This is a genomic window from Duganella sp. CF458, from assembly GCF_900113115.1.
In the GTDB taxonomy this organism is placed as follows: domain Bacteria; phylum Pseudomonadota; class Gammaproteobacteria; order Burkholderiales; family Burkholderiaceae_D; genus Rugamonas.
In genome coordinates this window covers 137,992-161,370 of record NZ_FOOF01000002.1, presented here as the reverse complement: position 1 = coordinate 161,370, position 23,379 = coordinate 137,992, and the positions used below count along the sequence as shown (strand labels likewise).

General features: G+C 63.0%; 20 protein-coding genes and 2 pseudogenes. 12 read left to right on the top strand and 10 right to left on the bottom strand.

Annotated elements, in window-relative coordinates:
- Positions 1-66: 66 nt before the first annotated feature.
- Both BM269_RS03925 and BM269_RS03920 read right to left on the bottom strand, forming a co-directional pair.
- On the bottom strand, positions 67-672 hold the full coding sequence (locus BM269_RS03925; RefSeq protein ID WP_229204497.1) for a YdeI/OmpD-associated family protein: 606 nt from the start codon (positions 670-672) through the stop codon (positions 67-69).
- On the bottom strand, positions 669-1,547 hold the full coding sequence (locus BM269_RS03920; protein ID WP_090435731.1) for a LysR family transcriptional regulator: 879 nt from the start codon (positions 1,545-1,547) through the stop codon (positions 669-671). Before BM269_RS03920 ends, BM269_RS03925 begins: the two co-directional genes overlap by 4 nt.
- Before the next feature lie 79 nt (positions 1,548-1,626).
- Between BM269_RS03920 and BM269_RS03915 the strand changes: the two genes are divergently transcribed.
- Entirely contained in the window at positions 1,627-2,499 is an 873-nt protein-coding gene (locus BM269_RS03915; RefSeq protein ID WP_090435730.1) for a DMT family transporter, read from the top strand.
- Here the strand turns inward: BM269_RS03915 and BM269_RS03910 are convergent, their stop codons facing one another.
- Positions 2,500-3,117 carry a nitroreductase family protein gene (locus BM269_RS03910; protein WP_090435729.1) on the bottom strand — a complete coding sequence of 206 codons (618 nt, stop codon included), beginning with the start codon at positions 3,115-3,117 and terminating at the stop codon, positions 2,500-2,502. It abuts the gene before it with no gap.
- 1 nt (position 3,118) lies between these two features.
- Complete coding sequence (locus BM269_RS03905) at positions 3,119-3,982, bottom strand: EamA family transporter (RefSeq protein ID WP_090435728.1); 864 nt, start codon at positions 3,980-3,982, stop codon at positions 3,119-3,121.
- Positions 3,983-4,130: 148 nt separating this feature from the next.
- Between BM269_RS03905 and BM269_RS03900 the strand changes: the two genes are divergently transcribed.
- The gene (locus BM269_RS03900; RefSeq protein ID WP_090435974.1) at positions 4,131-4,574 is read left to right on the top strand and encodes a MarR family winged helix-turn-helix transcriptional regulator; all 444 of its coding nucleotides are present in this window, start codon (positions 4,131-4,133) and stop codon (positions 4,572-4,574) included.
- Here the strand turns inward: BM269_RS03900 and BM269_RS03895 are convergent.
- Both BM269_RS03895 and BM269_RS03890 read right to left on the bottom strand, forming a co-directional pair.
- Complete coding sequence (locus BM269_RS03895; RefSeq protein ID WP_090435727.1) at positions 4,571-4,996, bottom strand: nuclear transport factor 2 family protein; 426 nt, start codon at positions 4,994-4,996, stop codon at positions 4,571-4,573. The genes BM269_RS03900 and BM269_RS03895 overlap by 4 nt on opposite strands.
- 11 nt (positions 4,997-5,007) lie before the next feature.
- Complete coding sequence (locus BM269_RS03890; protein WP_090435726.1) at positions 5,008-7,029, bottom strand: NADPH-dependent 2,4-dienoyl-CoA reductase; 2,022 nt, start codon at positions 7,027-7,029, stop codon at positions 5,008-5,010.
- Positions 7,030-7,167: 138 nt separating this feature from the next.
- Here BM269_RS03890 and BM269_RS03885 point away from each other — a divergent pair, with 138 nt between their 5' ends.
- From BM269_RS03885 to BM269_RS03860, 7 genes and pseudogenes are all read left to right on the top strand, one after another.
- Complete coding sequence (locus BM269_RS03885) at positions 7,168-7,695, top strand: PadR family transcriptional regulator (RefSeq protein ID WP_090435725.1); 528 nt, start codon at positions 7,168-7,170, stop codon at positions 7,693-7,695.
- A gap of 73 nt (positions 7,696-7,768) precedes the next feature.
- A complete protein-coding gene (locus tag BM269_RS03880) occupies positions 7,769-8,476 on the top strand; it encodes a substrate-binding periplasmic protein (protein ID WP_090435724.1) in 708 nt (235 codons plus the stop codon).
- A 231-nt stretch (positions 8,477-8,707) separates the two neighbouring features.
- On the top strand, positions 8,708-10,582 hold the full coding sequence (locus tag BM269_RS03875; RefSeq protein WP_090435723.1) for a glycosyl hydrolase family 18 protein: 1,875 nt from the start codon (positions 8,708-8,710) through the stop codon (positions 10,580-10,582).
- Positions 10,583-10,644: 62 nt separating this feature from the next.
- Complete coding sequence (locus BM269_RS03870; protein WP_090435722.1) at positions 10,645-11,661, top strand: cupin-like domain-containing protein; 1,017 nt, start codon at positions 10,645-10,647, stop codon at positions 11,659-11,661.
- 14 nt (positions 11,662-11,675) lie between these two features.
- A pseudogene (locus BM269_RS30150) lies at positions 11,676-11,921 on the top strand (carbohydrate-binding protein); the annotation flags it as partial.
- A gap of 90 nt (positions 11,922-12,011) precedes the next feature.
- Positions 12,012-14,291 (top strand): annotated as a pseudogene (locus BM269_RS03865) (chitinase C-terminal domain-containing protein); the annotation flags it as partial.
- Between the two features lie 15 nt (positions 14,292-14,306).
- Positions 14,307-15,716 (top strand): glycoside hydrolase family 19 protein, encoded by a 1,410-nt coding sequence (locus BM269_RS03860; protein ID WP_090435721.1) that lies wholly within the window; start codon positions 14,307-14,309, stop codon positions 15,714-15,716.
- 6 nt (positions 15,717-15,722) lie between these two features.
- On the opposite strand, the gene BM269_RS03855 is transcribed toward BM269_RS03860, so the two are convergent.
- Positions 15,723-17,471: a vWA domain-containing protein gene (locus tag BM269_RS03855; RefSeq protein ID WP_229204495.1), complete on the bottom strand. Its 1,749-nt coding sequence runs from the start codon at positions 17,469-17,471 to the stop codon at positions 15,723-15,725.
- 82 nt (positions 17,472-17,553) lie between these two features.
- A complete protein-coding gene (locus BM269_RS03850; RefSeq protein WP_090435720.1) occupies positions 17,554-18,009 on the bottom strand; it encodes an Ohr family peroxiredoxin in 456 nt (151 codons plus the stop codon).
- 196 nt (positions 18,010-18,205) lie between these two features.
- Here BM269_RS03850 and BM269_RS03845 point away from each other — a divergent pair, with 196 nt between their 5' ends.
- The 3 genes from BM269_RS03845 to BM269_RS03835 all read left to right on the top strand — a co-directional run bounded on the left by BM269_RS03845 (position 18,206) and on the right by BM269_RS03835 (position 21,463).
- Entirely contained in the window at positions 18,206-19,090 is an 885-nt protein-coding gene (locus tag BM269_RS03845; protein WP_090435719.1) for a LysR family transcriptional regulator, read from the top strand.
- Between the two features lie 79 nt (positions 19,091-19,169).
- Positions 19,170-20,327 carry an agmatine deiminase family protein gene (locus BM269_RS03840; RefSeq protein ID WP_170860276.1) on the top strand — a complete coding sequence of 386 codons (1,158 nt, stop codon included), beginning with the start codon at positions 19,170-19,172 and terminating at the stop codon, positions 20,325-20,327.
- Positions 20,328-20,356: 29 nt separating this feature from the next.
- A complete protein-coding gene (locus BM269_RS03835; protein ID WP_090435718.1) occupies positions 20,357-21,463 on the top strand; it encodes an agmatine deiminase family protein in 1,107 nt (368 codons plus the stop codon).
- A 6-nt stretch (positions 21,464-21,469) separates the two neighbouring features.
- Here the strand turns inward: BM269_RS03835 and BM269_RS03830 are convergent, their stop codons facing one another.
- Together BM269_RS03830 and BM269_RS03825 are read right to left on the bottom strand one after the other, a co-directional pair.
- Positions 21,470-21,943, bottom strand: coding sequence for a MarR family winged helix-turn-helix transcriptional regulator (locus BM269_RS03830; RefSeq protein ID WP_229204494.1), 474 nt, complete (start codon positions 21,941-21,943; stop codon positions 21,470-21,472).
- A 53-nt stretch (positions 21,944-21,996) separates the two neighbouring features.
- Positions 21,997-23,379 (bottom strand): DUF1501 domain-containing protein, encoded by a 1,383-nt coding sequence (locus BM269_RS03825; RefSeq protein WP_090435716.1) that lies wholly within the window; start codon positions 23,377-23,379, stop codon positions 21,997-21,999.

Here is a 23,379-nt window from a genome sequence, read left to right as displayed (position 1 = left end):
TTCTGGCGCCGCTTCCGCCCCTGCGCAGGCCCGGGGATCCCGGTTCTTCGCCTTCATCGCCGTGTTCTACTTGATGGTCGTAAAACCGGCCTGGGGATGAATCACCTCGCCCCGCTCCAGCATGGCGATGAAATCGCTGATCCGCCTGGCCCGCGTCTCTGCGCGCTTTGCCTGGTGAGTGCGGAACAGGATCGCATAGCGGTTCTGGGAGCTCAGGGCGGCGAAATTGGCGCGGCCCTTTGCGCTGGCATCCAGCGCCGACTGCAGGTCGGGCGGTACTTCCGCCGCGCTCCATGAGTCATATGCCGCCTCCCAGCGGCCATCCTGCTTGGCACGTTCCACCTCCGCCAGCCCGGCAGGCTGCATCAGCCCCTTCCCGGTCAGCGCCGCCACCTTATCCCGGTTGATCTTCGACCAGATGCTGCGCTTCGCGCGCGGCGTGAATTTTTGCAGCCAGTAGTGCTCGTCGATGGTCTTTTTCTGCCCATCGATCCAGCCGAAGCACAGCGCCGCGTCGAGCGCTTCCGGGTACTGCACCGACGTTTCCGGCGCGCCCTTCTTGGCGATCTTCATCCACACGCCGGGCGAAGCGGCATGCTGCTTCTGCAGCCACGTCCACCATGCTTTGCCGCTAGCGAACAAGCGCTGTTCCAGTTCGGGTTTGTCACTCACAGTTTGACCTTTCGTGCGACTTCGACAAATGCCTTGGCTGCCGGCGAGGCCTGCGCCAGGTTACGCAGCGCCAGCCCGACGCGGCGCCGTACAGGCGGGGAGAACGGCCGCACCGCGATATTCGGATGGCTGGAGGCCAGGTCCATCGGCAACGCCAACTCCGCCATGCCGGACACGCCATTGCCGCGCCCCACCATGCCCAGCACGGTCAGCACCTGCGACATGCGGTAGCGCACTTGCGGGCACAACCCCTGGGCGGCAAACAGCGGTTCGATCAGCGAAGAGCAGCCGGCATCGGGCATGATAAAGGGTTCGTTCGCCAGATCGTGCGCGCTAACGGATTTCTTGGCCGCCAGCTGATGGCCGGCCGGCAGCAGTGCCACCATCTGGTCTTCCACCAGGTCTATGGTGTCGAAGCGGTCGTCGGGCTGCTGGATAAAGCCGATATCGACGCGGCGGTCGAGAATCCATTGCAGCGTATCGTCGTCGGTGCCCTCGTCGATGCGCACTTCAATGCCCGGGTAGCGCTTCTGGAACACATCGAGGATGGCCGGGATCAGCTTGAGCGACGAGGTAGGGCCGAACGAGCCGATGCGCAGCAAGCCCTTGTTCAAGCCGCTGGCTGCAGCGACTTCCTGCCGCATGGATTCGGCCAGGCCAAGGATTTCGCGGGCGCGCACCAGCAGGCGCTTACCCAACTCTGTCACGTCCGCCGTGGCGCCCTGGCGCTCGATCAGTTGCGCGCCCAGTTCCTGTTCCAGCGACTTGACGGCGTGGGAGATGGCGGACTGGCTCACCCCCAGGCGCAGGGCGGCGGCGGTAAAGCCGCGCAATTCCGCCACCAGGGCAAAGATTTCCAGTTGGGTGAACGTCATGAGCTTTTCCTCATTTTTCTATGAGTAAGGATTAGTATTAATGTATATCCTCCTTCACTGACACGCAAGGCCCACTGCCATGATCTACCTGAAACTGATCGCCTGCACCCTGATCTGGGGCGGCACCTTCATCGCCGGCCATATTGTCTCGAATGCACTGCCGCCGCTGACGGCAGCCTCCATCCGCTTTTCGATTGCGGCGGTACTGCTGCTGCTGCTGGCGTGGAAACGGGAAGGCGGCCTGCCGAAGTTGTCGCTGCAGCAGCTGGGCGCTACGGCGGCACTGGGCCTGACCGGTATCTTCCTGTACAACTTCTGCTTCTTTTCCGCGCTGGGCAAGATGGAAGCCAGCCGCTCGGCACTCTTTATTGCGATGAATCCCATCGTGACCGCGCTGGCCGCAGCCGCCGTGCTGCGCGAACGCCTGAACTGGCAGAAATGGGCCGGCATCGGCATCGCCTTCATCGGCGCCACCGTGCTGATCACGCGCGGCGAGCCGATGGCCGCCCTGCACGACATCAGCCAATCGATCGGTGTGGGTGAGTTGATGATGCTGGGCGCCGCCTCCTGCTGGGCCGCCTACACCCTGGTCGGCCGCGCGGCGCTGAAAGGCCTGTCGCCGATCGCCGCCACCACCTATGCTTCGCTGTGGGGCCTGGGCTTCCTGCTGATCACCGCCTCGCGCGAACTGCCGAACGTGGGCTGGGCTTCGCTGGGCTGGCAGGTGTGGGCGTCCGTCACCTACCTGGGCGCCTTCGGCACCGTGGTGGCTTTCGTGTGGTGGTATGAAGGCGTGAAAGCGCTTGGCCCGGCACGCACGGCGGTGTTCAACAACCTGGTGCCGGTGTTTGGGGTATCCCTCGCGGCGCTGATGCTGGGCGAGCAGGTGATGGCTTCGATGATTGCCGGCGGCCTGCTGGTAGCCACCGGCGTCACCATCACGAACCGCTAATCAGGCGTAGCGCAGCACGTCGTCCAGCGGACGGCGTGGCTTCTGCGGCCAATTGCCCTGGGCGGCATGGCCGACGGCGACCAGCATTACCGGCACCTCGTCCGCACCCAGCCCGAAGGCCGCGTGCACGGCTGGCGCATCGAAGCCGGTCATGGCGCAGCTCGAAAGGCCCATGCCTTCGGCTGCCAGGATCATGGTCATCCCGGCCAGGGAGGCGGAACGCAAGGCTTCATCGCGCTGGGCGCGCTCGTCGCCGTTCATGGAACCTTGGGCCATGCGGGTCCAGCTATCGACAACGGGCTGGATAAGTATGCCTTTATCCACAGCCGGTTTCAGTGCAGCGGCTACCTGGTCCTGCGCCTTCAAGGTGCCGCTGATGATGAAGGTCACCGGCGCATCCACTACTTTCTGCTGGCCGAAGGACAATTCGCGCAATTTCTCACGTGCTCCCGCCGAGCGCACAGCGACGAACTTCCAGTTCTGCACGTTGTAGGCCGAAGGTGCCAGCGTTGCCAGGCGCACCAGTTCCGCCACCTGCTCGTCGCTGACCGGCGCTGCCGCGTCGAAATAGTTGGCTGATACGCGGGATTCAATCAAGTCTTTAATGGGCTTGTTCATTTTATTTGGCCTCCTGCAGTTTGAGTTGAAGTGTCAGCACGCTGCCCAGCACCACGGCCAAGCCGATGATCGCGGTGCCGCCCAGCTTTTGACCGAGCAGGATCCAGCCCAGTACCACCGCCGTCGCGGGGCTCAGCAAGCCAAGCGAGGACACGGCAACCGGCGACAGGCGGCTCAGGCCACGGAACCAGAGCAGGTAGGCCACCAGGGCGCCGACGAACGTCAGGTAAGCGTAACCAAGCAGTTCGCTGGCGGCCAGCGAGGCAGGCAGCGGCGGGTCGGCCAGCAGCGCCAGCGGCGCGAGCATCAGGCCACCAAGCAGCAGCTGCCAGCCGGCCAGCTCGACCACCGGCAGACCGGTTTTCCAGCGGCGCGCCAGCCAGGTGCCGACGGCCATGCTCAGGGCACCGGCCAGGGCTGCGGCCACGCCCAGGGCATCCCAGCGCGCGGCTGGCGACAGCAGCAAGGCGCCCATGCCGGCCACGCCTACCGCTGCGGCACCAAGTGCGGCCCACTGCGGACGGCGGCCATCCCATCCCCAGGCCAGGCCCATGATCACGATCGGCTGGATGGCGCCCAGCACGGCAGCCAGGCCGCCCGGCAGTCGATAGGCGGCAACGAACAGCAGGGCCTGGAACGCGCCGATGTTCAATGCTGCCAACACGGCGACGCGCCACCACAGGTGGCGGGCCAGCATGCGGCCGGCGAACAGCACCAGCAGCAAGCCCGCCGGCAGGGCGCGCACGGCGGCGGCGGTGAACGGACGCCCGGCGGGCAGGATTTCGGTGGCGACGATATAGGTCGAACCCCAGATGACGGGGGCCAGCGCGGTGATCGCGGTATCGGCGAGGGGGAATTTTTTCATGGGAGGCAAAACTATCTTGAAGTCGAGATAAATCGAAGTATAGCAAATTATCTTGAAATCGAGATAAATTGATATAATCGTCCCGATAGCTAACCTGGAGACGGCTGTGGATAAAGTGGATTTAATCCTGGAGCAATGGGCACGCGAGATGCCCGCCCTGGACGTTGGACCGATGGGCGTGATCGGGCGCCTGAACCGCTGCGCGGCGCTGATGCGGCGGCGGCTCGATGCGACGTTCGAGGAATTCGGGCTCAGTAATTGGGAATTCGACGTGCTGGCGACCTTGCGCCGCTCCGGCGCCCCTCATCAGCTGGCGCCGACCGCCCTGTTTTCCCAGCTGATGGTGACTTCCGGGACGATGACCCACCGCCTGCAAAGGCTGGAGGCTCAGGGCTGGGTAACGCGGGCGCCGAATCCGGCCGATGCGCGCAGCATGCTGGTCCAGCTCAGCCCCGCAGGCTTGGAGCTGATCGAGCGCGCCGTGGTGGCGCACGTGGAAAACGAGAAGAACATCATCGCCCCGCTAGGAGCGCAAGGCACAGCCGAGCTGGACGCCCAGCTGCGCAAGGTTCTCGCGATGCTGGAAAACTAGGCTGTAGCCTTGAACGCTCCAACCTGGGCGCCGATCCGCGCGCCCATGGCCTCGCCCAGCGCCTGCAGGCCGCTCAGCGGGCGCACCATCACCTCGAAATCGACAATCTTGCCGGCCTCATTGAAGCGGATGAAATCGATGCCCTTGAGCTGCTTGTCGCCGACGTTAGCGCTGAACTCCAGCACCACGTTCAAGCCGTCGTCGCTCGCCAACTGGCGGTGATAGGCAAAGTTCTCGAACACCTGGTAAGCGGTGTTCAGCACCAGCACCACCGCCTGCCGGCTGGCGTAAGGCTTGTTCGCAATCGGCGAGCGGAACACCGCCTCCGCATCGACGATGGAGGGCAGGGTGGACAGATCGCCGCTGGCGACCATCTTGTGCCAGCGCTCGAGCGATTCCGCAACGGCAGGTTGAAGCTGCATGGGCTTACTCCTTAAATGGCGGCAGCCAGTCGGGTGCCTTGGTTGATAGCGCGTTTCGCATCCAGTTCGGCCGCCACGTCGGCGCCGCCGATCAGGTGTACTTTGCAGCCCGCATCGAGCAGGCCTTGCTGCAGCTCGCGCAACGGCTCCTGGCCGGCGCAAACAATCACATTATCCACAGGCAGCACATGCTGCTGGCCTTCCACCGTGACGTGCAGGCCCGCGTCGTCAATGCGATCATAGCTGACGCCCGATTGCATGTTGACGCGCTTGGCTTTCAGGCCGGTGCGGTGGATCCAGCCTGTGGTCTTGCCCAGGCCATCGCCAACCTTGCTGGTCTTGCGCTGCAGCAGGTGGACCTGGCGCGGCGAAGCTTCCACCTGCGGGGCGCGCAGGCCGCCGCGGTCCTTGTAGCCATTGTCGATGCCCCACTCGGCGTAGAACTTTTCCGGTACCAGGCTGGCGCTCTTGCCTTCGTGGGTCAGGTATTCGGAGACGTCGAAACCGATGCCGCCTGCGCCGATCACGGCCACGTTCTTACCCACTGGCGCGCCGTCGCGCAGCACCTGCAGGTAGCCCAGGGCCTTGGGATGGTCGATGCCGTCGATGGCGGGGTTGCGCGGGGTGACGCCGGTAGCCAGCACCACGTCATCGAAGCCGCCTGCCGCCAGGCCGGCCGCGTCGACGCGGGTATTCAGGTGCAGCTTGACGCCGGTCAGCTCGATCTGGCGGCCGAAATAACGCAGGGTTTCGTTGAATTCTTCCTTGCCCGGCACCTTTTTCGCCACGTTGAACTGGCCGCCGATTTCGCTGCCTGCGTCGAACAGGGTGACGTCGTGGCCGCGCGAGGCGGCGGTGGTGGCGAAGCTCAGGCCCGCTGGCCCCGCGCCGACCACGGCGATGCGCCTGGCTTGCTGTGCCGGTGCGATAACCAGCTCCGTTTCATGGCAGGCACGCGGGTTCACCAGGCAGGACGTGATCTTGCCGGAGAAGGTGTGGTCCAGGCAGGCCTGGTTGCAGCCGATGCAGGTGTTGATCTCGTCGCCGCGGTCTTCGCGCGCTTTCTGCATGAAGAAGGCGTCGGCCAGGAAGGGGCGCGCCATCGACACCATATTCGCCGCGCCGTCGGCCAGGATGCCTTCGGCCACTTCCGGCGTGTTGATGCGGTTGGTCGCAACCAGCGGGATGCCGACCTTGCCCATCAGGTTCTTGGTGACCCAGGCGAAACCGGCGCGCGGCACCTTGGTGGCGATAGTCGGGATGCGCGCCTCGTGCCAGCCAATGCCGGTGTTGAGGATGGTGGCGCCAGCCTGTTCGACCGCCTGCGCCAGCTGCACCACTTCTTCCAGCGAGGAGCCGCCTTCCACCAGGTCCAGCATGGACAGGCGGTAGATGATGATGAAGTCCTGGCCCACGCGCTCGCGCACGCGGCGTACGATGTCAACCGGGAAGCGCATGCGGTTCTCGTAGCTGCCACCCCATTCGTCGGTACGGTGGTTGGTGCGGGCCGCGATGAATTCGTTGATCAGGTAACCCTCGGAGCCCATGATTTCCACGCCGTCGTAGCCGGCTTCGCGTGCCAGCACGGCGCACTGGGCATAGTCCTCGATGGTGGCCGCCACTTCTTCCGTGCTCAGCTCATGCGGGGTGAACTGGTTGATCGGCGCCTTGATCGCGCTCGGTCCCACCAGTTTCGGGTGATAGGCGTAGCGCCCGAAGTGCAGGATCTGCATGGCGATCTTGCCGCCTTCCGCGTGGACGGCGGCAGTCACCTTGCGGTGCTGCGCCACTTCCTCGGTGGTGGTCAGCTTGGCGCCCGCCTTCCATGGACGTCCCGCCTCGTTCGGGGCAATGCCGCCGGTGACGATCAGGCCCACTTCGCCGCGTGCGCGCTCGGCGTAGAAGGCGGCCATGCGTTCAAAGCCGTCGACTTCTTCTTCGAGTCCGACGTGCATGGAACCCATGATCACGCGGTTTTTCAGGGTGGTAAAGCCCAGGTCGAGCGGGGCGAGCAGGTGTGGGTAGCGGTTCATTGGCGTCCTCATTATGCAACTGGTTGCATAAATATAGCCCGGTTGACGCGTCTCTGCAACTAGTTGCAGAGACGGTGTGGCTTGTCCGCCTCGCGCCGCTCAGGCAAGATGGTGGCATCTTTTTCATTGTTTCCTGCCATGTCTTTGCCCCACGCGCTGTTGACGTCCCTGTCCGAGCGAGCCGGTTCCGGCTCGGAGCTGGCGCGGCGCTTCGATAAATCGATCGGCTTTTTCTGGGCCGCCACCCACCAGCAGATTTACCGCGAACTGGCGCGCCTGGAGCAAGCCGGCTGGATCGAATCGCTGCCCGCCGAAACGGGCCGCGGCCGCAAACGCGCCTACCGGGTGCTGCCGGCCGGCACCGCGGAGTTGCGGCGCTGGGTCGCCGAGGGCGAGGATCCCCGTCCGCAGCGCGACGCGCTGATGGTGCGCATCCGCGCGGAAGCGGCGATCGGGCCGGCGGGACTGGCAGAGGAAATGCGCCGCCACCTGGCATTGCATGAGGCGAAACTGGCGCTGTACAAGAGCTTCGAGCAGCGCGACCTGGCCGGCGAATCCGATTCGCGCGAACGGAAACTGCAATACGTTCTACTGAAGGGCGGTATCGCGCAGGAAGAGCTGGCAATCAATATGGCGCGCGAGGCTTTGCGCATCCTGGAAAGTTGAAACCAGAAGTTTCAGGAACTACGAATAGTGTAGGCAGTGTTATGCTCCAGGTAAGAGTTTGCCGGGAGATCAAATGCGTCGTCGCGCCGTGCTGGGTTTCGCGCTGTCTGGCCTGCTGCCAGCCTGGGTAGCTGCGCAAACTTTGCCGGTGATGAACGTCTCCACCCTGGTGGGCGACGACCCCGCCGCCACCGTCTCGGAACTGGTGCTGCGCGAAGCCTACCGGCGCATTGGCCGCACACTCGTCGTGCACCAGCTGCCCGGCGAGCGCTCGCTGATGTACGCCAACGACGGCAAGATGGATGGCGAGCTGTATCGCAAGCTTGGCCTGGACCGCGATTACCCCAACCTCGTCATCGTTCCCGTTCCCTTGCTCACCTTCGAGCTGGTGATTTTCTCGCGCGGGACATCCTTCATCGTCAATGGCTGGGAAAGCCTGCGCCCTTATACCATGGGCTTTGTGCGCGGAAACAAGATCGCACAGGAGAACACCAAGGGCATGAAGGTTGAGCAGGTGCCGACCATGCACCAGGCTTTTGAGAAACTGACGATGGGGCGCACCGACCTGGTGCTGGGGCACCGCGCCTCCGGCATGGCCGTGGTGCGCAGCCAGAAACTGGACGGCATTACTGTACTCGAACCGCCGCTGTCCTCCTTCCCTGTCTATCACTACCTGAACAAAAAGCATGCTGCGCTGGTGCCGGAGCTGACGCGGGTGCTGAAACAAATGCAGGCCGATCGCACCATCGAGCGCATTCAAAAGTCCATGTCAGGCAATTGACCGGCAATACCAGTGAGTGACTTGCATATTGCCGGTATCTACCGTTTAACAGAATGTCTCATTTGAGACATCGCCCGCTACATTCACGTTTCCCTCATTTTTGCCGCCGTTTTCCGCGCGTGCATTTTTGCAACTGGTCTTATATTGGTGACACTAATTAAAACCACTTGACTACCAATTGTCCCCATCCCATCCTGTCCCGACAACCACAACCAAAGAAGGAGGGGAGCAATGGAACGAAAGATTTCAAGAAGTTTGCTGGTCGCCGGCTTGACTGGCAGCGTGCTGGCGGCCTGCGGTGGCGGCAGCGATAATGGCCAGACGACACAGCAGCCAAAGACGCTTGCGTCAACGACCGTAGCGGAATCGTGTCCGGCCTGGAGCAGCAGCGCGGTGTATACCGCGGGCATGTGCGTCACCCATAACGGCACCGTGTACAAGGCCAAGTGGTGGACGCAGAACAATGTGCCGGGCACCGAGCAGTATGGGCCTTGGGAGGCGCAGGCGACTACACCGACTCCTACCCCAACGCCTACTCCGACCCCAACACCAACGCCGGATTGTCCGTCCTGGAGCTCCAGCGCGGTCTACACTGGCGGCATGTGCGTGACCTATAACGGTTCCGTGTACAAGGCGAAGTGGTGGACGCAGAATAATGTCCCTGGCACGGAAGCGAATGGGCCTTGGGAACTGCAGTCGACCACGCCGACGCCTACCCCAACTCCAACTCCAACTCCGACTCCAACCCCGACTCCGACTCCAACCCCAACACCCACTCCAACACCTACGCCGACGCCTACCCCGACTCCAAACGGCCGCGAGATCGGTTCCTACTTCGCACAGTGGGGCGTGTACGGCCGTGATTACGAGGTGGCGGACATCCACACCACGAAAACGCCGGTGAACGGTGTGCAGACCAGCGTCGCCGACCAGCTCACCTTCATCAACTACGCCTTCGGCAATGTGTACCAGAAGAACGGCGGCTACGAGTGCGACATGGTGACGAAGGCCGAAGTCGGCAACGACAATCCATCTTCGCCGGATGCCGGCACTGGCGGCGACTCTTATGCCGACTACCAGCGCCAGCCAAAACGCACCGTCAACGGCCAGTCCGTGCCGTGGGATGCGCCATTGTCCGGCAACTTCCTGCAACTGAAACTGCTCAAGCAGCAGCATCCGAACCTGAAAGTCTTCATCTCGCTGGGCGGCTGGTCGTGGTCGAAATTCTTCTCGGCCGCATCCAAGACCGACGCGCTGCGCAAGCAGCTCGCCAAGTCCTGCGTGAAGATGTTCATCGCCGGCGACCTGCCGGTACAGGATGGGCGCGGCGGCCCCGGCGCAGGCAAGGGCGTGTTCGACGGCATCGACATCGACTGGGAATACCCGGGCGGCGGCGGCCAGCCGTACAACACTTACGACGCGGTCAACGACAAGCATAACTTCACGCTGCTGATGGCGGAGTTCCGTGCCCAGCTTGATGCGCAAGGCGCCATCGACGGCAAGCGCTATCCACTGACCGCAGCGATCGGCGCCGGCGTCGACAAGATTGCCAACACGGAGCCGAACCTGTACGCGCAGTACATGGATTGGGTGAATGTGATGACCTACGACTTCCACGGCGCGTGGGAATCGAGCACCAACTTCCATTCGCCGCTGTACCGCGACCCTGCCGATCCTGCGACCGGCAACCTGGTCAAGTACAACGCCAACGACGCGATCGCAGCGCTGACGGCAGCCGGTATGCCGAAGAACAAGATCCTGCTTGGGATTCCGTTCTATGGGCGCGGCTGGAAAGGCGTCACTGCAGGCCCGAACGGCAATGGCTTGTACCAGGCCGCTACCGGCGGTGCGGGCGGTACGTACGAAGGCGGTATCGACGACTACAAGGTCCTGCGCAACAAGACCGGCCAGCGCTGGTACCACCCGGTGACCAAGCAACTCTACCTGTACACCAGCACCGGCGAGTGGTGGAGCTATGACGATCCGACCGTGATCGGCACCAAGATGCAGTACGTCCGCGACCAGGGCCTGCGCGGCGCCTTCTCGTGGGAACTCGATGGCGATGCCAGCGGTGCACTGACCAGCGAAGTCTGGAAAGGACGTTAATCGTCCATCCCCCTGCCGGCGGCGCTCCCCACGCCGCCGGCTTTTCCCATTTGGAGACGATTATGAAACGTCGTGCGACGGTGCATTCCATTGGCATCAGCGACGAATGGCGGCGCTGGATCGCCGAAAACCTGATGCTGGGCCATTCTCCTGCGACGCTGGCCGGCATCCTCGGCCAGTCCGGCATTCCGCCCCAACTCGCGCAAGCCGAAATCACGGCTGCGATGAACAGCCCATACCTGCACGGTGTACAACGCCTGCATAACCGGCTGGCCAAGCGCGACTGGCTGCTTGGCATCCAGGCACGCCTGAACCGCATGGCGCCGCAGGAAGTACCGCGCCGCGAGCGATTGTCGACCGAGGCTTTCCTGCACGAGCACTACCTGTGCAACCGTCCGGTGATCATTACCGGCATGCTGGACGACTGGCCTGGGCGCGGCAAATGGACGTTGGATTGGCTGGCCGCGCAGTTCGGCGAGCGCGAAGTGGAGGTGCAGTTCGGCCGCAATGCCGACGCCGATTACGAAATGAACAGCATCGCGCACAAGCGCCACATGCCGTTCGGCGAGTATGTGGAAAGGGTACGCAGCAGCGGCAGCACCAACGATTTCTACATGACGGCCAATAACGACGGCCGTAACCGTCAAGCGCTGGATGAGTTGTGGCAGGACATGCCGCTGCTTCCGGAGTATCTGAATGGCGAGCGCAAAGGCTTCTTCTGGCTTGGTCCGGCAGGCACCATTACGCCCTTCCATCACGACCTGACCAACAACTTCATGATCCAGGTGATGGGCCGCAAACGCGTACGGCTGATCGCCCCGTGCGAGACGCCAAAGTTGCAAAACCAGCGCCATTGCTTTACTCCCGTCGATGGCCGCGACATCGACCTGCAACGCTTCCCTTCGATGGCTGGCGTGCCGGTAGTCGACGTTGAGCTGGCGCCCGGCGAGATCCTGTTCCTGCCAGTCGGCTGGTGGCACTTCGTCGAAGGGCTCGACATCTCATTAACCATCTCGGCGACGCACTTCCGCTGGGATAACGACTTCTTCAGCAGTTATCCGAATAACCACGATTTCTAATAACGGAGACAGCAATGAATTTTCGACCGAATTACCTGATGCTCGCGCTGGTTGGCAGCGCCATCGCCGGCTGCGGCGGTGGAACCGACAGCGGCCAGGCCCCACAAGCAACACGCACTCTCGCTTCCACGGCGGTTGCTGAATCCTGCCCGGCATGGAGCGCGAGCGCGACTTACACCGCGGGTATGTGTGTGACCTATAACGGCACTGTCTACAAGGCGAAGTGGTGGACGCAAAATAACGTCCCTGGCGCCGAACAGTATGGCCCATGGGAAGTGCAGGCGACTACGCCGACGCCGACGCCAACGCCAACGCCAACGCCCACTCCTACGCCAACCCCGACGCCAACGCCTGACTGTCCGGCATGGAGCTCCAGCGCGGTCTACACCGGCGGCATGTGCGTTACCTATAACGGCGCCGTGTACAAGGCGAAGTGGTGGACGCAGAACAATGTACCGGGCACCGAAGTGAACGGCCCATGGGAGCTACAGACGTCCACGCCAACTCCGACGCCGACTCCAACTCCGACGCCGACTCCAACTCCGACGCCGACTCCAACTCCAACTCCAACTCCGACCCCGACACCAACTCCTACGCCGACACCGACGCCGACTCCAACACCTACCCCGACTCCAACGCCTACGCCAACGCCGACTCCAGTGGCCTGTCGTCCTGACGGCCTGACTTCGCCGGTGCCAAACGTCCCGTATTGCAGCGTGTACGACGCCAATGGCCGCGAGAAGCTGGCAAATGGCCTGAACCGCCGCATCGTCGGCTACTTCACGAGCTGGCGCACCGGCGCCAACGGCCAACCGTCCTACCTGGTCAACGACATCCCGTGGCAGAACGTCACCCACATCAACTACGCCTTCGCCAGTGTCGGCACGGACAATAAGGTGTTAATCGGCAGCGGTGCCAGCAGCCCCGAAACCGGCATCACCTGGCCGAACATCCCCGCCGCAGCGATGGATCCATCCCTGCCGTACAAGGGCCACTTCAATCTGCTGGCGCAGTACAAGAAGAAGCATCCAGGCGTGAAGATCATGCTGTCGGTCGGCGGCTGGGCTGGCAGCGGCGGCTTCTACACCGCCACCACCAATGCGGACGGCAGCATCAACACGGCAGGCATCAACACCTTGGCCGATTCGATGGTCAGCTTCCTGCGCCAATACACCTTCTTCGACGGGATGGACATCGACTACGAGCACCCGACCACCAACAACGAGGCAGGCAACCCGCTCGACTTCCCGATCTCCAAGCCACGGCTGGCTGGGCTGATGAAAAGCTACAACGTGCTGTTGAAAACCGTGCGTGAAAAACTCGATGCGGCGGCGGCGGCAGACAACAAGTACTACATGCTGACGATCGCCGGCTCCGCATCCGGCTGGGTGCTGCGCGGCGAGGAAAACCTGTCCGGCCTGAAGTACCTCGATTACGCCAGCTTGATGAGCTACGACCTGCACGGCGGATGGAACCAGTACGTCGGCCCCAACGCCGCCTTGTTCGACGACGGCAACGACGGCGAACTGAGAGCCGGCAACGCCTATCAGTACGGCGGCATCGGCTACCTGAACGTCGACTGGGCATACCGCTACTACCGCGGTGCGCTGCAGGCCGGCCGCATCAACATCGGCGTGCCGTATTACACGCGCGGCTGGAAGGAAGTCAGCGGTGGCAACAATGGCCTGTGGGGCACCAGCCCGGTGGTCAACGACCCGGTGGTTTGCGCCGGTGTGAAGTCCTGCGGCAAAGGCGCCACCGGCATCGATAACGTCTGGTACGACCTGGACACCAACGGCAAACCGGTACCGGGTGGCGGCAACCCGCTGTGGCACGCGCTCAACCTGCAAAATGCCATTGTGCCATCCTACCTCGATGCCTATGGCGTCACCGAGAAGACCATCACCGGCACCTACAGCCCGCAGTACAGCGCTACGTTGGCGGCACCGTGGCTGTGGAACGCCACGCGCCAGGTCTTCCTCTCCACGGAAACAGCGCAATCCATCGCAGCCAAGACCAGCTACGTCGTCAACAACGGCATCGGCGGCATCATGATCTGGGAGCTGGCCGGCGACTATGCATGGAACGCAGCGCGCAATGGCGGCGCGGGCGAGTACTTCATGGGCTACACGCTCACCAACAACATCGCCGCAGCCTTCCGTAGCGCAGCGCCATATGGTGCCACGCGTGCCGAAACGGCAATGCCAAGCAGCAGCGCGAAGGTCAGCATCTCCCTCGGCGGCTGGAAGCTGGGCGACAGCAACTACCCGATCAATCCTGTGATGACGGTGACGAACAATACCGCCACCACGATTCCGGGAGGTTCGGCCGTGGAGTTCGACTATCCGGTTTCGGCACCGGCCAATATGAGCGACCAGTCGGGTTACGGCCTGACGGTCATCAAGGCTGGCTATACCGGGCCGAATAACATCGGCGGCTTCAAGGCCAACTTCAACCGCGCCAAGTTCACGATACCGGCATGGCAATCGCTGGCACCCGGCGCATCGGTTTCGCTGACGCTTAACTACACCTTGCCGATCAGCGGTCCGTCCGCCTACACGATCACGGTGAACGGCGTGCGCTACGCGCTGAGCGAAGAGTATCCCGACCTGCCGGTGGCGCTCAAGTAAGCGAGGGGGGCTGACATGAGAACTCTCACTTATGCGTTACTCGCACTGGTGCTGTCCGCCTGCGGAGGCGGCGGCACCGAGGGGACTGCGCCCGCGCGCACGCTGGCGCTGGGCGCCGTGGCCAGCGCCACGGCATCCTGCCCGGCGTGGAGCGCGAGCCAGGTGTACACCGCCGGCATGTGCGCCATTTACCAAAGCAAGCAATATGAGGCGAAATGGTGGACACAGGGGAATGCACCGAGCCAAGCCGATACCTGGGGTCCGTGGAAGGTCATCGGTGATGCCACTGATCCGCCCACCGACCCTGGCGATCCGCCGACGCAGCCCGGCGGGGTGCCGACCAAGTTGCAGGCCGAGGCGCGCGAGCAGGCGCTGACCAACAATGACTTCTTCCGCAGCGTCAAGGCGTCGATACGGACACTCGACAACGCAGCGGTGGAAGCCGTGGCGCCCAGCGCGGCAAGCAACCCCGCCAACGTGAAGCGGGTCGAACGCCTTTTGTCGTCGGCGAAATGGGACTACTACTTCTCCCTGCGCGAAGCGAGCTATGAGTATCGGCGCTTCCTGCAGGCGGTCGCGAAGTTCCCGGCAGTGTGCGGCGACTATAGCGACGGCCGCAATGCGGACAACATCTGCCGCCATTCGCTGGCCACGATGTTCGCGCACTTTGCGCAGGAGACTGGCGAGCACAATGCCAGCCTGCCGTTGCCGCAATGGCGGCAAGGCTTGAAGTACTTGCGCGAACTGGGATGCAACGAGGAAGGCCCGGGCTGCGGCTACAACACCGAATGTGCGGATCCAGTCTTCAATACGGTCTGGACCTGCGGGAAGAACGCCGATGGCAGCTACAAGAAGTATTTCGGGCGTGGCGCCAAACAGCTCTCGTACAACTACAACTACGGGCCGTTCTCGCAGGTGATGTTCAATGGCGACCAGTCGGTGCTGCTGAAGAATCCTGACCAGGTGGCGTCTACCTGGCTGAATTTGGCATCGGCGACGTTCTTCTTCGTCTATCCGCAACCACCCAAGCCATCGATGCTGCACGTGATCGACGGAAGCTGGGTTCCCAACGCCAGCGATACCGCCGCCGGCGCGGGGAACAACTTCGCCACCACGATCATGATCATCAATGCGGAATGCGGCACCGGCAGTGAAAAGCCGGCGGCGCAGAACCGCATCGATTATTACAAGCAGTTCGCGGCGGATCTCGGGTGGAATGTGGCTGGCGAACAGCTGTCGTGCGCCACCATGCAGCGCTTCGGTCCGTCCAGTTCCGCTGCCTACAACATCTATTGGGAGAAGAACTGGAACAGCGGCGGCGATTACCAATGCCAGCTGGTGAATTACCAGACGCCCTACAACGCGCTTATCGCCGGCAATTACGTGAAGTGCGTTGAGCGCAACTGGAACGTCACGCTCAAGTAAGCTGCATCAGCGCTGCGCAGTGGCACCGACCGTGCCAAGGGATTCCGCCATTCGTACCATTTTCACGAATTCGGCGCGATACCCTTCACGGTCGGCGCCGCGCGCACCTTCCGCCAGCTTGGCGATGTCTCCAAAGCTGAAATCCGCCACCTGCTGCTCGCCACGCAGGCGCTGTCCGAAGGCCGCGACCGCAACGGCAAAGCGCTGGTCATCCGGCGCGGCGTCGAGCGAATCCCGCGCACTGTCGGCACGTACGGCGTGGTCGACCTGCTTGCTGGCCGACTGGCCCGGCAGCTTGTAGCGCACTTTCACGTAGCACAATTCATCGCTGTTGCCCGATTCCGTGGCCTTCTTCTTGCCCGGCTGCGCGTACCGCAGCGGATCGACCAACTTGCCCGCGTTGGCGGCCGGCGTGATCTCGTAAATGGCGGTCACGGTGTGGCCGGCGCCCATATCGCCCGCGTCGACCTTGTCGTCCTTGAAGTCCTGACGGTTCAGCATGCGGGTTTCGTAGCCGACCAGGCGGTAGGCGGCGACTTGCGCCGGGTTGAATTCAACCTGCACTTTCACATCATTCGCAATCGGGAACATGGTCGAACCCAGTTCCTGTGCCAGCGCCTTGCGCGCTTCCAGCAAGGTGTCGATGTAGGCGGCGTTGCCGTTGCCGGACTGGGTCAGTCGCTGGATCAGCGCGTCGTTCAGGTTGCCCAGGCCCACCCCGAAGACCGACAGGTAGACGCCGGACTTGCGCTTGTCGACGATGAACTTTTCAAGCTGCTTGGGATCGGTGATGCCGATATTGAAGTCGCCATCGGTGGCCAGGATCACACGGTTGACCGCTTTGGGATCGAAGTTGCGCTCGGCCTGGGCGTACGCGCGCTGCAGGCCGTCGCCGCCGGCAGTGCCGCCCGACGCGTGCAGGTTGTTGATCACGTCGATAATTTTCTGCTTGTCCTTGCCGCTGGTCGGTTCGAGGGCGACAGCAGTGCCGTTGGCATAGGTGACGATGGAGACCATGTCATCGTCGCGCAGCTGCTCGGCAAACAGGCGGAAGCCTTGCTGCAGCAGCGGCAGGCGGTCGCGCGGGCCCATCGAGCCGGAAATGTCCACCAGCAGCACCACGTTGGCGCGCGGACGGGCCGCAGCCTTGATGTCGTAGCCTTTCAGCGCGACGTGGACAAGCTGGTTGCCTTGCTGCCAGGGACTCGGCATCACCTCGGTTGTTACGGCGAACGGCTGGCTGGCGTTGGCCGGAGTAGCGTAGTTGTAGGGGAAGTAGTTGACCATTTCCTCCACGCGCACCGCTTGCAGCGGCGGCATGCGGCCGTCGGACAGCATGCGGCGCACGAAGGAGTAGGAAGCGGTATCGACGTCGACGCTGAAGGTCGAAACGGGCTGCTCGCTCACCAGGACGGATTTGTTGCCGTCCTTGTCGGGGAATTTGTCTGCGGATTCCGGCAGTCGCGCACTATGTGGCACCGGCGCGGGCATGCCGGCCAGGTAATTCATTGGCGGCGCCGACTTCGCAGCCTGTTCGCGCGTCCGGCCCATGAGGGCATTGGCGGCATTGGCGGCATTGGCGGCTATGCGCTGGTCAGCCATCGGCACCGGCGCGACGGGTGGTGCCGGCGCCGGAGCTGCGGCAACCGGATAAGGCTCGTGCCTTGGCGGCAGGGTGCTGCAGGCTGCGAGCGTGAGCGTGAGCGTGAGCATGCCCACGGCCACGACCGGGGCAAATCCAATGTTCTTTTTCATGGTGGACGTCCTCTGGAATTATTGTCTTGCCAAGATGCTCCAGAGGCACGTCCGTTGCAACGAAGGTTACAACTTGTATCGCTTATGCGGTGACCACATTGATCGCCACGTCGATGTTGCCGCGCACAGCTTTCGAGTAAGGGCAGATGGCGTCGGCCAGGTGGGCGACCTCGGTCACTGCCGCGTGGTCGGCGCCCGGCGCGAACACGGTCAAGCGCGCCTGGAGGAAGTATTCACCGCGCCCTTGGCCAAGATCGACCTCGATCTCGACGTGGGTACCGTCCGGCAGCACCACCTTTTTTTCCTTGGCCGCCAGGCCAACGGCGCCCGAGTAGCAAGCCGACCAGGCACCGGCGAACAACTGTTCCGCGAGTGGGTGCGGCTGGGTCGCCTGGATGTCGATCACGCGACCGGCCGGGTTGCCAGGCGTGGTCAGGTGGATGTCCAGGAAACCTTCAGGATTGCCGGAAAAGATCGCGGAATCGACAGGGGTGGTGGTGGTTTTGCCGGTGGCGAGGACTTTGGTGATCTTGCTCATGTGTAGCTCCATTAAGTTCAGTTAAGCTCAGTTGATTTGAATCGCATACGATGCAGTCGCATTCGATGAACAGGAGTATAGCCGTGCATTTCGCGATGTCAAGCGGATTCGATTGCATCGGATACGATATTTAATTTACTTGAGCTGGCTCGATCGCAGCGGGACAATTCCTCGGTTATCCATCAGCCGTGCTCATATGTCGAACGCCAGACTGCCCTCGTTCAAGTTCCTGATCGGCTTTGAGGCAGCCGCACGGCTGGGCAATTACTCGCGCGCGGCGGATGAGTTATGCGTTTCGCAATCTGCCATCAGCCACCAGATCGCCCAGTTGGAGCAACAACTCGGGCAACCGCTATTCCGCCGCAAAGGGCGCGGTGTCGAATTGACGGTGGCCGGGCGCCTGTTGCTGGACAGCGTGGGCAAGTCGCTGGAGCAGATCCGGAATGGCCTCAACCGCATCGAGACGTATATGGACGACAGCCTGGCCACGATCGTGTGCCCGGCCCATATTGCCAGCGGCTGGCTGCAAGCCCGGGTGGACCGCCTGTGCGAAGCGCACCCGGCCCTGTGCCCGATCATCTCGGTTGACGTCACGGCCCGGTATATCGACGAACTGGATGTGGATATCTGCATTACGAGCGAGCCGCTCAAGCAGGCCGGCCTGCACCAGGTGCCGCTGCTGACAGACGAGCTGGTGGCGGTCTGCGCGCCGGCCCAGCCCGCGCATCCGGAGCTCGGCATTGCCTGTATTGAAGGCGACTTGACCAGCGACTGGATCGGCCCATTCGTCCGCCGCCATTTCGGCAGCCGCCGCAAGGTCGCGATATATGACGATCCGCGCCTGGCCCTTGATGCCGCCCTGCGCGGCCGCGGCATGGCACTGGTCTCGCGCCTGCTGGCCGACGACGCCCTGCGCTGTGGCCAGTTGCAGCTTCTGCCCGGCTATCCGAGCCTGCCCCTTGGCACGGTATGGATTGCCCGCGCCGAAGGCGATACCCGTATCCCCCTGATCCGGGAAATGTTCGACAGCCTGCTGCGTTTCGCCCAGACAGACCCGCCTATCATGAGCAAAATCGATTAAAAAGGGCAAAAAACATCAATTGTTCGCATGAGTGACGGTTCGTAGAATTCGAACTTTCGAATCGCAACCAACACTCAACATGACGAATCGACGTACTTTCTTGCACCTGGGCGGTATCGGGCTGGTCGGTGGGCTCATCAGCGCATGCGGCGGCGGCGCCGATCACACTGCGGGAGGTGACGGCACCACCGTCGCGCCCCAACCCAAGCCCGACACGGCGAACTGGCAGATGCCGGATGAAGGCAGCCCCCAGCGCGCAGTATGGATGGCCTTTGTGGCGCAGGAGTCGATTTGGGGCACCCAATTGCAGTTGCCAGTACAACAAGCACTGGCCCGTATCGCCAACGCCATCGCCGTCCACCATCCGGTGAAGATGCTGGTGAACCCGGAAGACCTCGGCGCGGCCCGCCAGCTGTGCGGCGCCAATGTGCAACTGATTGAGCATGCGGTCGACGACCTGTGGATGAGGGATACGGGCTGCGTGTTCGTGCGCGACGGGCGCAATGCGCACAATACCCACGAAAAGCGCGCCGCACTCAGCTTCAATTTCAATGGTTGGGGCAACAAGCAGGCGCATACGCGCGATGCAACCGTGGCAGCCCGCATGGCCGCACTGAGCAACGTTCCCCTGCTGCGCAGCAAGCTGATACTGGAAGGCGGCGGCATCGAGGTCGACGGCCAAGGCACGGCAATCATCACCGAAAGCTGCGTGCTCAACGCTAACCGCAACCCGGGCGTGAGCAAGGCCGATGCTGAGCTGGAATTGAAACGCCTGCTCGGCCTGGAAAAGATCATCTGGCTGCCGGGCATCGCAGGGCGCGACATCACCGATGGCCACACCGACTTCTACGCCCGCTTCATCAAGCCTGGCGTGGTGGTTGCAGCGCTGGACAACGACAGCAAATCCTTTGACTACACTGTAACTCGACAACACCTGGATTTGCTGCGCAGCGCAAGCGACGCGCGCGGCCGTCCGCTGCAGCTCATTACGCTGGAAACGCCAAAGCAAGTGCGTCCAGCCTATGCAGGCAAGGACTTCGCCGCAGGGTATGTGAACTTCCTGCTGACCGACAAGGCCCTGTTCCTGCCCGAATTCGGCGATGCCGCTGCCGACCAGGCCGCCCGCAACGCGCTGGCGGCACAGCTGCCGGGCCACCAGATCGTTCAATTGAATATCGACGCCATCGCCGCCGGCGGCGGCGGCATCCACTGCACCACACAGCAAGAACCTGTTTGACTCATCAACCGGCCACCACAGGAGATACCATGCCGACCCGCAGAACATTCATGCAGCAAATCGCAGCAGGCAGCTTACTCGGTTTGACCGCAGGCGCAGCCGGCGCACGCGGCATCGCCGCCAGCAGCTGGTATATGCCCGACGAGCATTTGCCGCAAGAACGCGTATTCGTTTCATATGCGGCGTCCGGCACCGTATGGAAGGATTGGGCCGCGCCGGTCAATGCCGCCGTGGCGCGCCTGGCGCAGGCCATTGCGCGCTACCAGCCGGTGACGGTGTTCTGCCGGCCGGCGCAACTGGCACAGGCCCAGCGCGAATGCGGCTTGACGAACATCGATTACTTCCCGCTGGCGCTGGACGATATCTGGGTGCGCGACTATGGTGGCTGCTTTGTGATCGACGGCGCCGGCAACCTGGGCCTGGTGGACTTCAACTTCAACGGCTGGGGCGGCAAGCAGCGTGCCGCCAGCGACACCCGTGTCGCCAAGGCCCTGAGCGAAGACCTGGAAGCGAACTACTTCGTCAGCTCCCTGGTCGGCGAGGGCGGCGGCATCGAGGTGGATGGACACGGCACCGGCATCATGACGGAAAGCTGCTGGGTCAACGCCAACCGCAACCCTCGCATGGGCAGGAGCCAGGTCGAAGCAGAGCTGAAACAGCGGCTCGGCCTGCGCAAGATCATCTGGCTGCCGGGCATCCGCGACAAGGACATTACCGACGCCCACGTCGATTTCTACGCCCGCTTTGTGCGCGCCGGCGTGGTCGTGGTGAACCGCGACGACGATCCGCAATCCTACGATTACGCGGTCACCCGCAAGCACCTGGACATCCTGAAGAACGCCACCGATGCCGATGGCCGCAAACTGGAGATCCACATCCTGCCGCCGCCGGCCAAGCCGCGCAGCAACCGATTCTCCGAAGGCAACCCGGATTTCGCCGCCGGCTACATCAACTACCTGCCGATCAATGGTGCGGTGATCGCGCCGCAATTCGGCGACGCGGAAGCCGATGGTTATTGCCGCGAGCTGCTGGCCAGGCTTTATCCAGGCCGCGACATCGTGCAGCTCGATATCGATCCGATCGCTGCCGGCGGTGGCGGCATCCACTGCGTCACGAAGCAGATGCCGCGGCTATAGGAGAACTTATTTGTCCAGCGACTTGGCCAGGTTGTTGCGCAGCTTGAGCACGGCGTCGCGCGTCTCGGCGAATTCATCGCCGGTCAAGCCGCAAGCATCGCGCAGGCTTGTGTTGAAAGCGCGCTCGCGCAGCGCGCGGCCCTGCGCGGTCAGGCTGACCAGCACCTGGCGCTCATCGGAGGCACTGCGCTGGCGGGTGACGTAACCCATGGCTTCCAGCTTTTTCAGGATCGGCGTCAGCGTGTTCGATTCCAGGAACAGCTTTTCGCCAAGCTCGCTCACCATCTGGCCCGATTCTTCATACAGCGCGATGACGGTGATGTACTGGGTATAGGTCAGGCCAAGCTGGTCCAGGATCGGCTTATAGGCCTTGCCGAACGTGAGGTTGGCCGAGTAGATGGCGAAGCACAGGAAGTCCGCAAGCTTCAGGTCTTTCGGGTCCGGTATCGGCTTTGCATTGCTCATGATAAGTAGTGGCATTGGTTGAACGCCACTACTTTACCATGTGATCCGATTCAATCGGATCGGAGGCTTCACAGGAAGCCGAGGTCGCGCGTGCTGTAGTTGTCCAGGTTCTGCAGCAAATCAAGCAGTTCGCCGTCGCTCGCTCCCAGCCATTTTCCTAGCGTTGCCGCATACTGGTCAACCGAGGTGCTGGGCAGCAAACGGCCCTGGCCGACGTCATCCGGACCATTGTTGGCAACCACCGGCGCGGTCCCGTAGAAGCGCTTGCCCTTGACGGCGCCGCCCATCATGAAGTGCATGCTGCCCCAGCCGTGGTCCGAGCCGTCGTTATTGGCCACCAGGGTGCGGCCGAAATCGGAGGCGGTGAAGGTGGTCACCTTGTCGGCCACGCCCAGTTCCACGGTCGCCTGGTAGAAAGCCGACATCGCGTCGCCCAGCTTGGCCATCAGGCCCGGATGGACGGTTGCCAGGTTGTCGTGCGTGTCGAAGCCGCCCATCGAAACGAAGAACACCTGGCGCTTGGCGCCCAGGCTGTCCTTGGCGGAGATCATACGCGCCACCATCTTCAACTGGTCGCCCAGCGAATTCGACGCCGGGAACACCGTCTGCAGCACGGGCGCCGTGGCCAGGGCCGAGGTGAGCGCCGCGTTGGCGTCCACCGAACGGCGCGTGACGCGGTTGTATTCGTTTTCCAGCGAGTGGCTGCGCTGCTGCGTGATGAGGGTGCGCAGCGCTTCGGTGGCGCTGGAAGAGCCAAACAGCGGCGACTTCAGCCCGTTGAACTGCATCGAACCATTGGCCGACACCTGGTATTGCACGGCGGTCTTGCCGGCCATGTAGACCGCGTTGCCCGACACGTTGACGCAGGTGAAGGTGGCGTTGCCATTGCTGGCTTCGAACAGGTCGCCCAGGCGGCCGCCCCATCCCGAACGCGAGCCTTCCGGCGCGGACGATTGCCAGATCGATTGCTGGTCATTGTGAGAGAACAACTTGGGTGGCAGCGGCACCGACTTGGCCTGGTACTGCGCCTTGGTGGTCGGCTGGATCAGCGGGCCGACGTTCAGCATGACGCCCAGGGCGCCCGCGTTGAAGATCGGGACCAGCGGCGCCAGCGCGGGGGCGAGCGCGAACTCGCGCGTGGCGCCGGTCGAATCCAGCACGGGCACGGACGGCACCAAAGCGGTAGCCGTCAAGGCGTCGCGCGCATAGGCGATGGTTGGGCGCAGCTGCTGGTACAGCGTGTAATTGGTGCTGTCATATGGCACCACGGTATTGGCGTAGTCGTTGCCGCCATACAGGAAGACGCAGACCAGCGCCTTGTAGTCGCTTGCGGTGGCTGCCGCCGCCTCGGCGATCGACATCAGGTTGATTGCCCAAGGCGCCGCCACGCCTGCCACGCCGAGTGCCGATGCGCGCTTGAGGAAGGCGCGGCGCGAAGCTTGATTAGTCAT

Coding starts and splice junctions, on each gene's coding strand:
- BM269_RS03920 (WP_090435731.1), bottom strand. CDS start 1,547: ATGACGTTCACCCAACTGGAAATCTTTGCCCTGGTGGCGGAATTGCGC.
- BM269_RS03915 (WP_090435730.1), top strand. CDS start 1,627: ATGATCTACCTGAAACTGATCGCCTGCACCCTGATCTGGGGCGGCACC.
- BM269_RS03910 (WP_090435729.1), bottom strand. CDS start 3,117: ATGAACAAGCCCATTAAAGACTTGATTGAATCCCGCGTATCAGCCAAC.
- BM269_RS03905 (WP_090435728.1), bottom strand. CDS start 3,982: ATGAAAAAATTCCCCCTCGCCGATACCGCGATCACCGCGCTGGCCCCC.
- BM269_RS03900 (WP_090435974.1), top strand. CDS start 4,131: ATGCCCGCCCTGGACGTTGGACCGATGGGCGTGATCGGGCGCCTGAAC.
- BM269_RS03895 (WP_090435727.1), bottom strand. CDS start 4,996: ATGCAGCTTCAACCTGCCGTTGCGGAATCGCTCGAGCGCTGGCACAAG.
- BM269_RS03890 (WP_090435726.1), bottom strand. CDS start 7,029: ATGAACCGCTACCCACACCTGCTCGCCCCGCTCGACCTGGGCTTTACC.
- BM269_RS03885 (WP_090435725.1), top strand. CDS start 7,168: ATGTCTTTGCCCCACGCGCTGTTGACGTCCCTGTCCGAGCGAGCCGGT.
- BM269_RS03880 (WP_090435724.1), top strand. CDS start 7,769: ATGCGTCGTCGCGCCGTGCTGGGTTTCGCGCTGTCTGGCCTGCTGCCA.
- BM269_RS03875 (WP_090435723.1), top strand. CDS start 8,708: ATGGAACGAAAGATTTCAAGAAGTTTGCTGGTCGCCGGCTTGACTGGC.
- BM269_RS03870 (WP_090435722.1), top strand. CDS start 10,645: ATGAAACGTCGTGCGACGGTGCATTCCATTGGCATCAGCGACGAATGG.
- BM269_RS03860 (WP_090435721.1), top strand. CDS start 14,307: ATGAGAACTCTCACTTATGCGTTACTCGCACTGGTGCTGTCCGCCTGC.
- BM269_RS03855 (WP_229204495.1), bottom strand. CDS start 17,471: ATGAAAAAGAACATTGGATTTGCCCCGGTCGTGGCCGTGGGCATGCTC.
- BM269_RS03850 (WP_090435720.1), bottom strand. CDS start 18,009: ATGAGCAAGATCACCAAAGTCCTCGCCACCGGCAAAACCACCACCACC.
- BM269_RS03845 (WP_090435719.1), top strand. CDS start 18,206: ATGTCGAACGCCAGACTGCCCTCGTTCAAGTTCCTGATCGGCTTTGAG.
- BM269_RS03840 (WP_170860276.1), top strand. CDS start 19,170: ATGACGAATCGACGTACTTTCTTGCACCTGGGCGGTATCGGGCTGGTC.
- BM269_RS03835 (WP_090435718.1), top strand. CDS start 20,357: ATGCCGACCCGCAGAACATTCATGCAGCAAATCGCAGCAGGCAGCTTA.
- BM269_RS03830 (WP_229204494.1), bottom strand. CDS start 21,943: ATGCCACTACTTATCATGAGCAATGCAAAGCCGATACCGGACCCGAAA.
- BM269_RS03825 (WP_090435716.1), bottom strand. CDS start 23,379: ATGACTAATCAAGCTTCGCGCCGCGCCTTCCTCAAGCGCGCATCGGCA.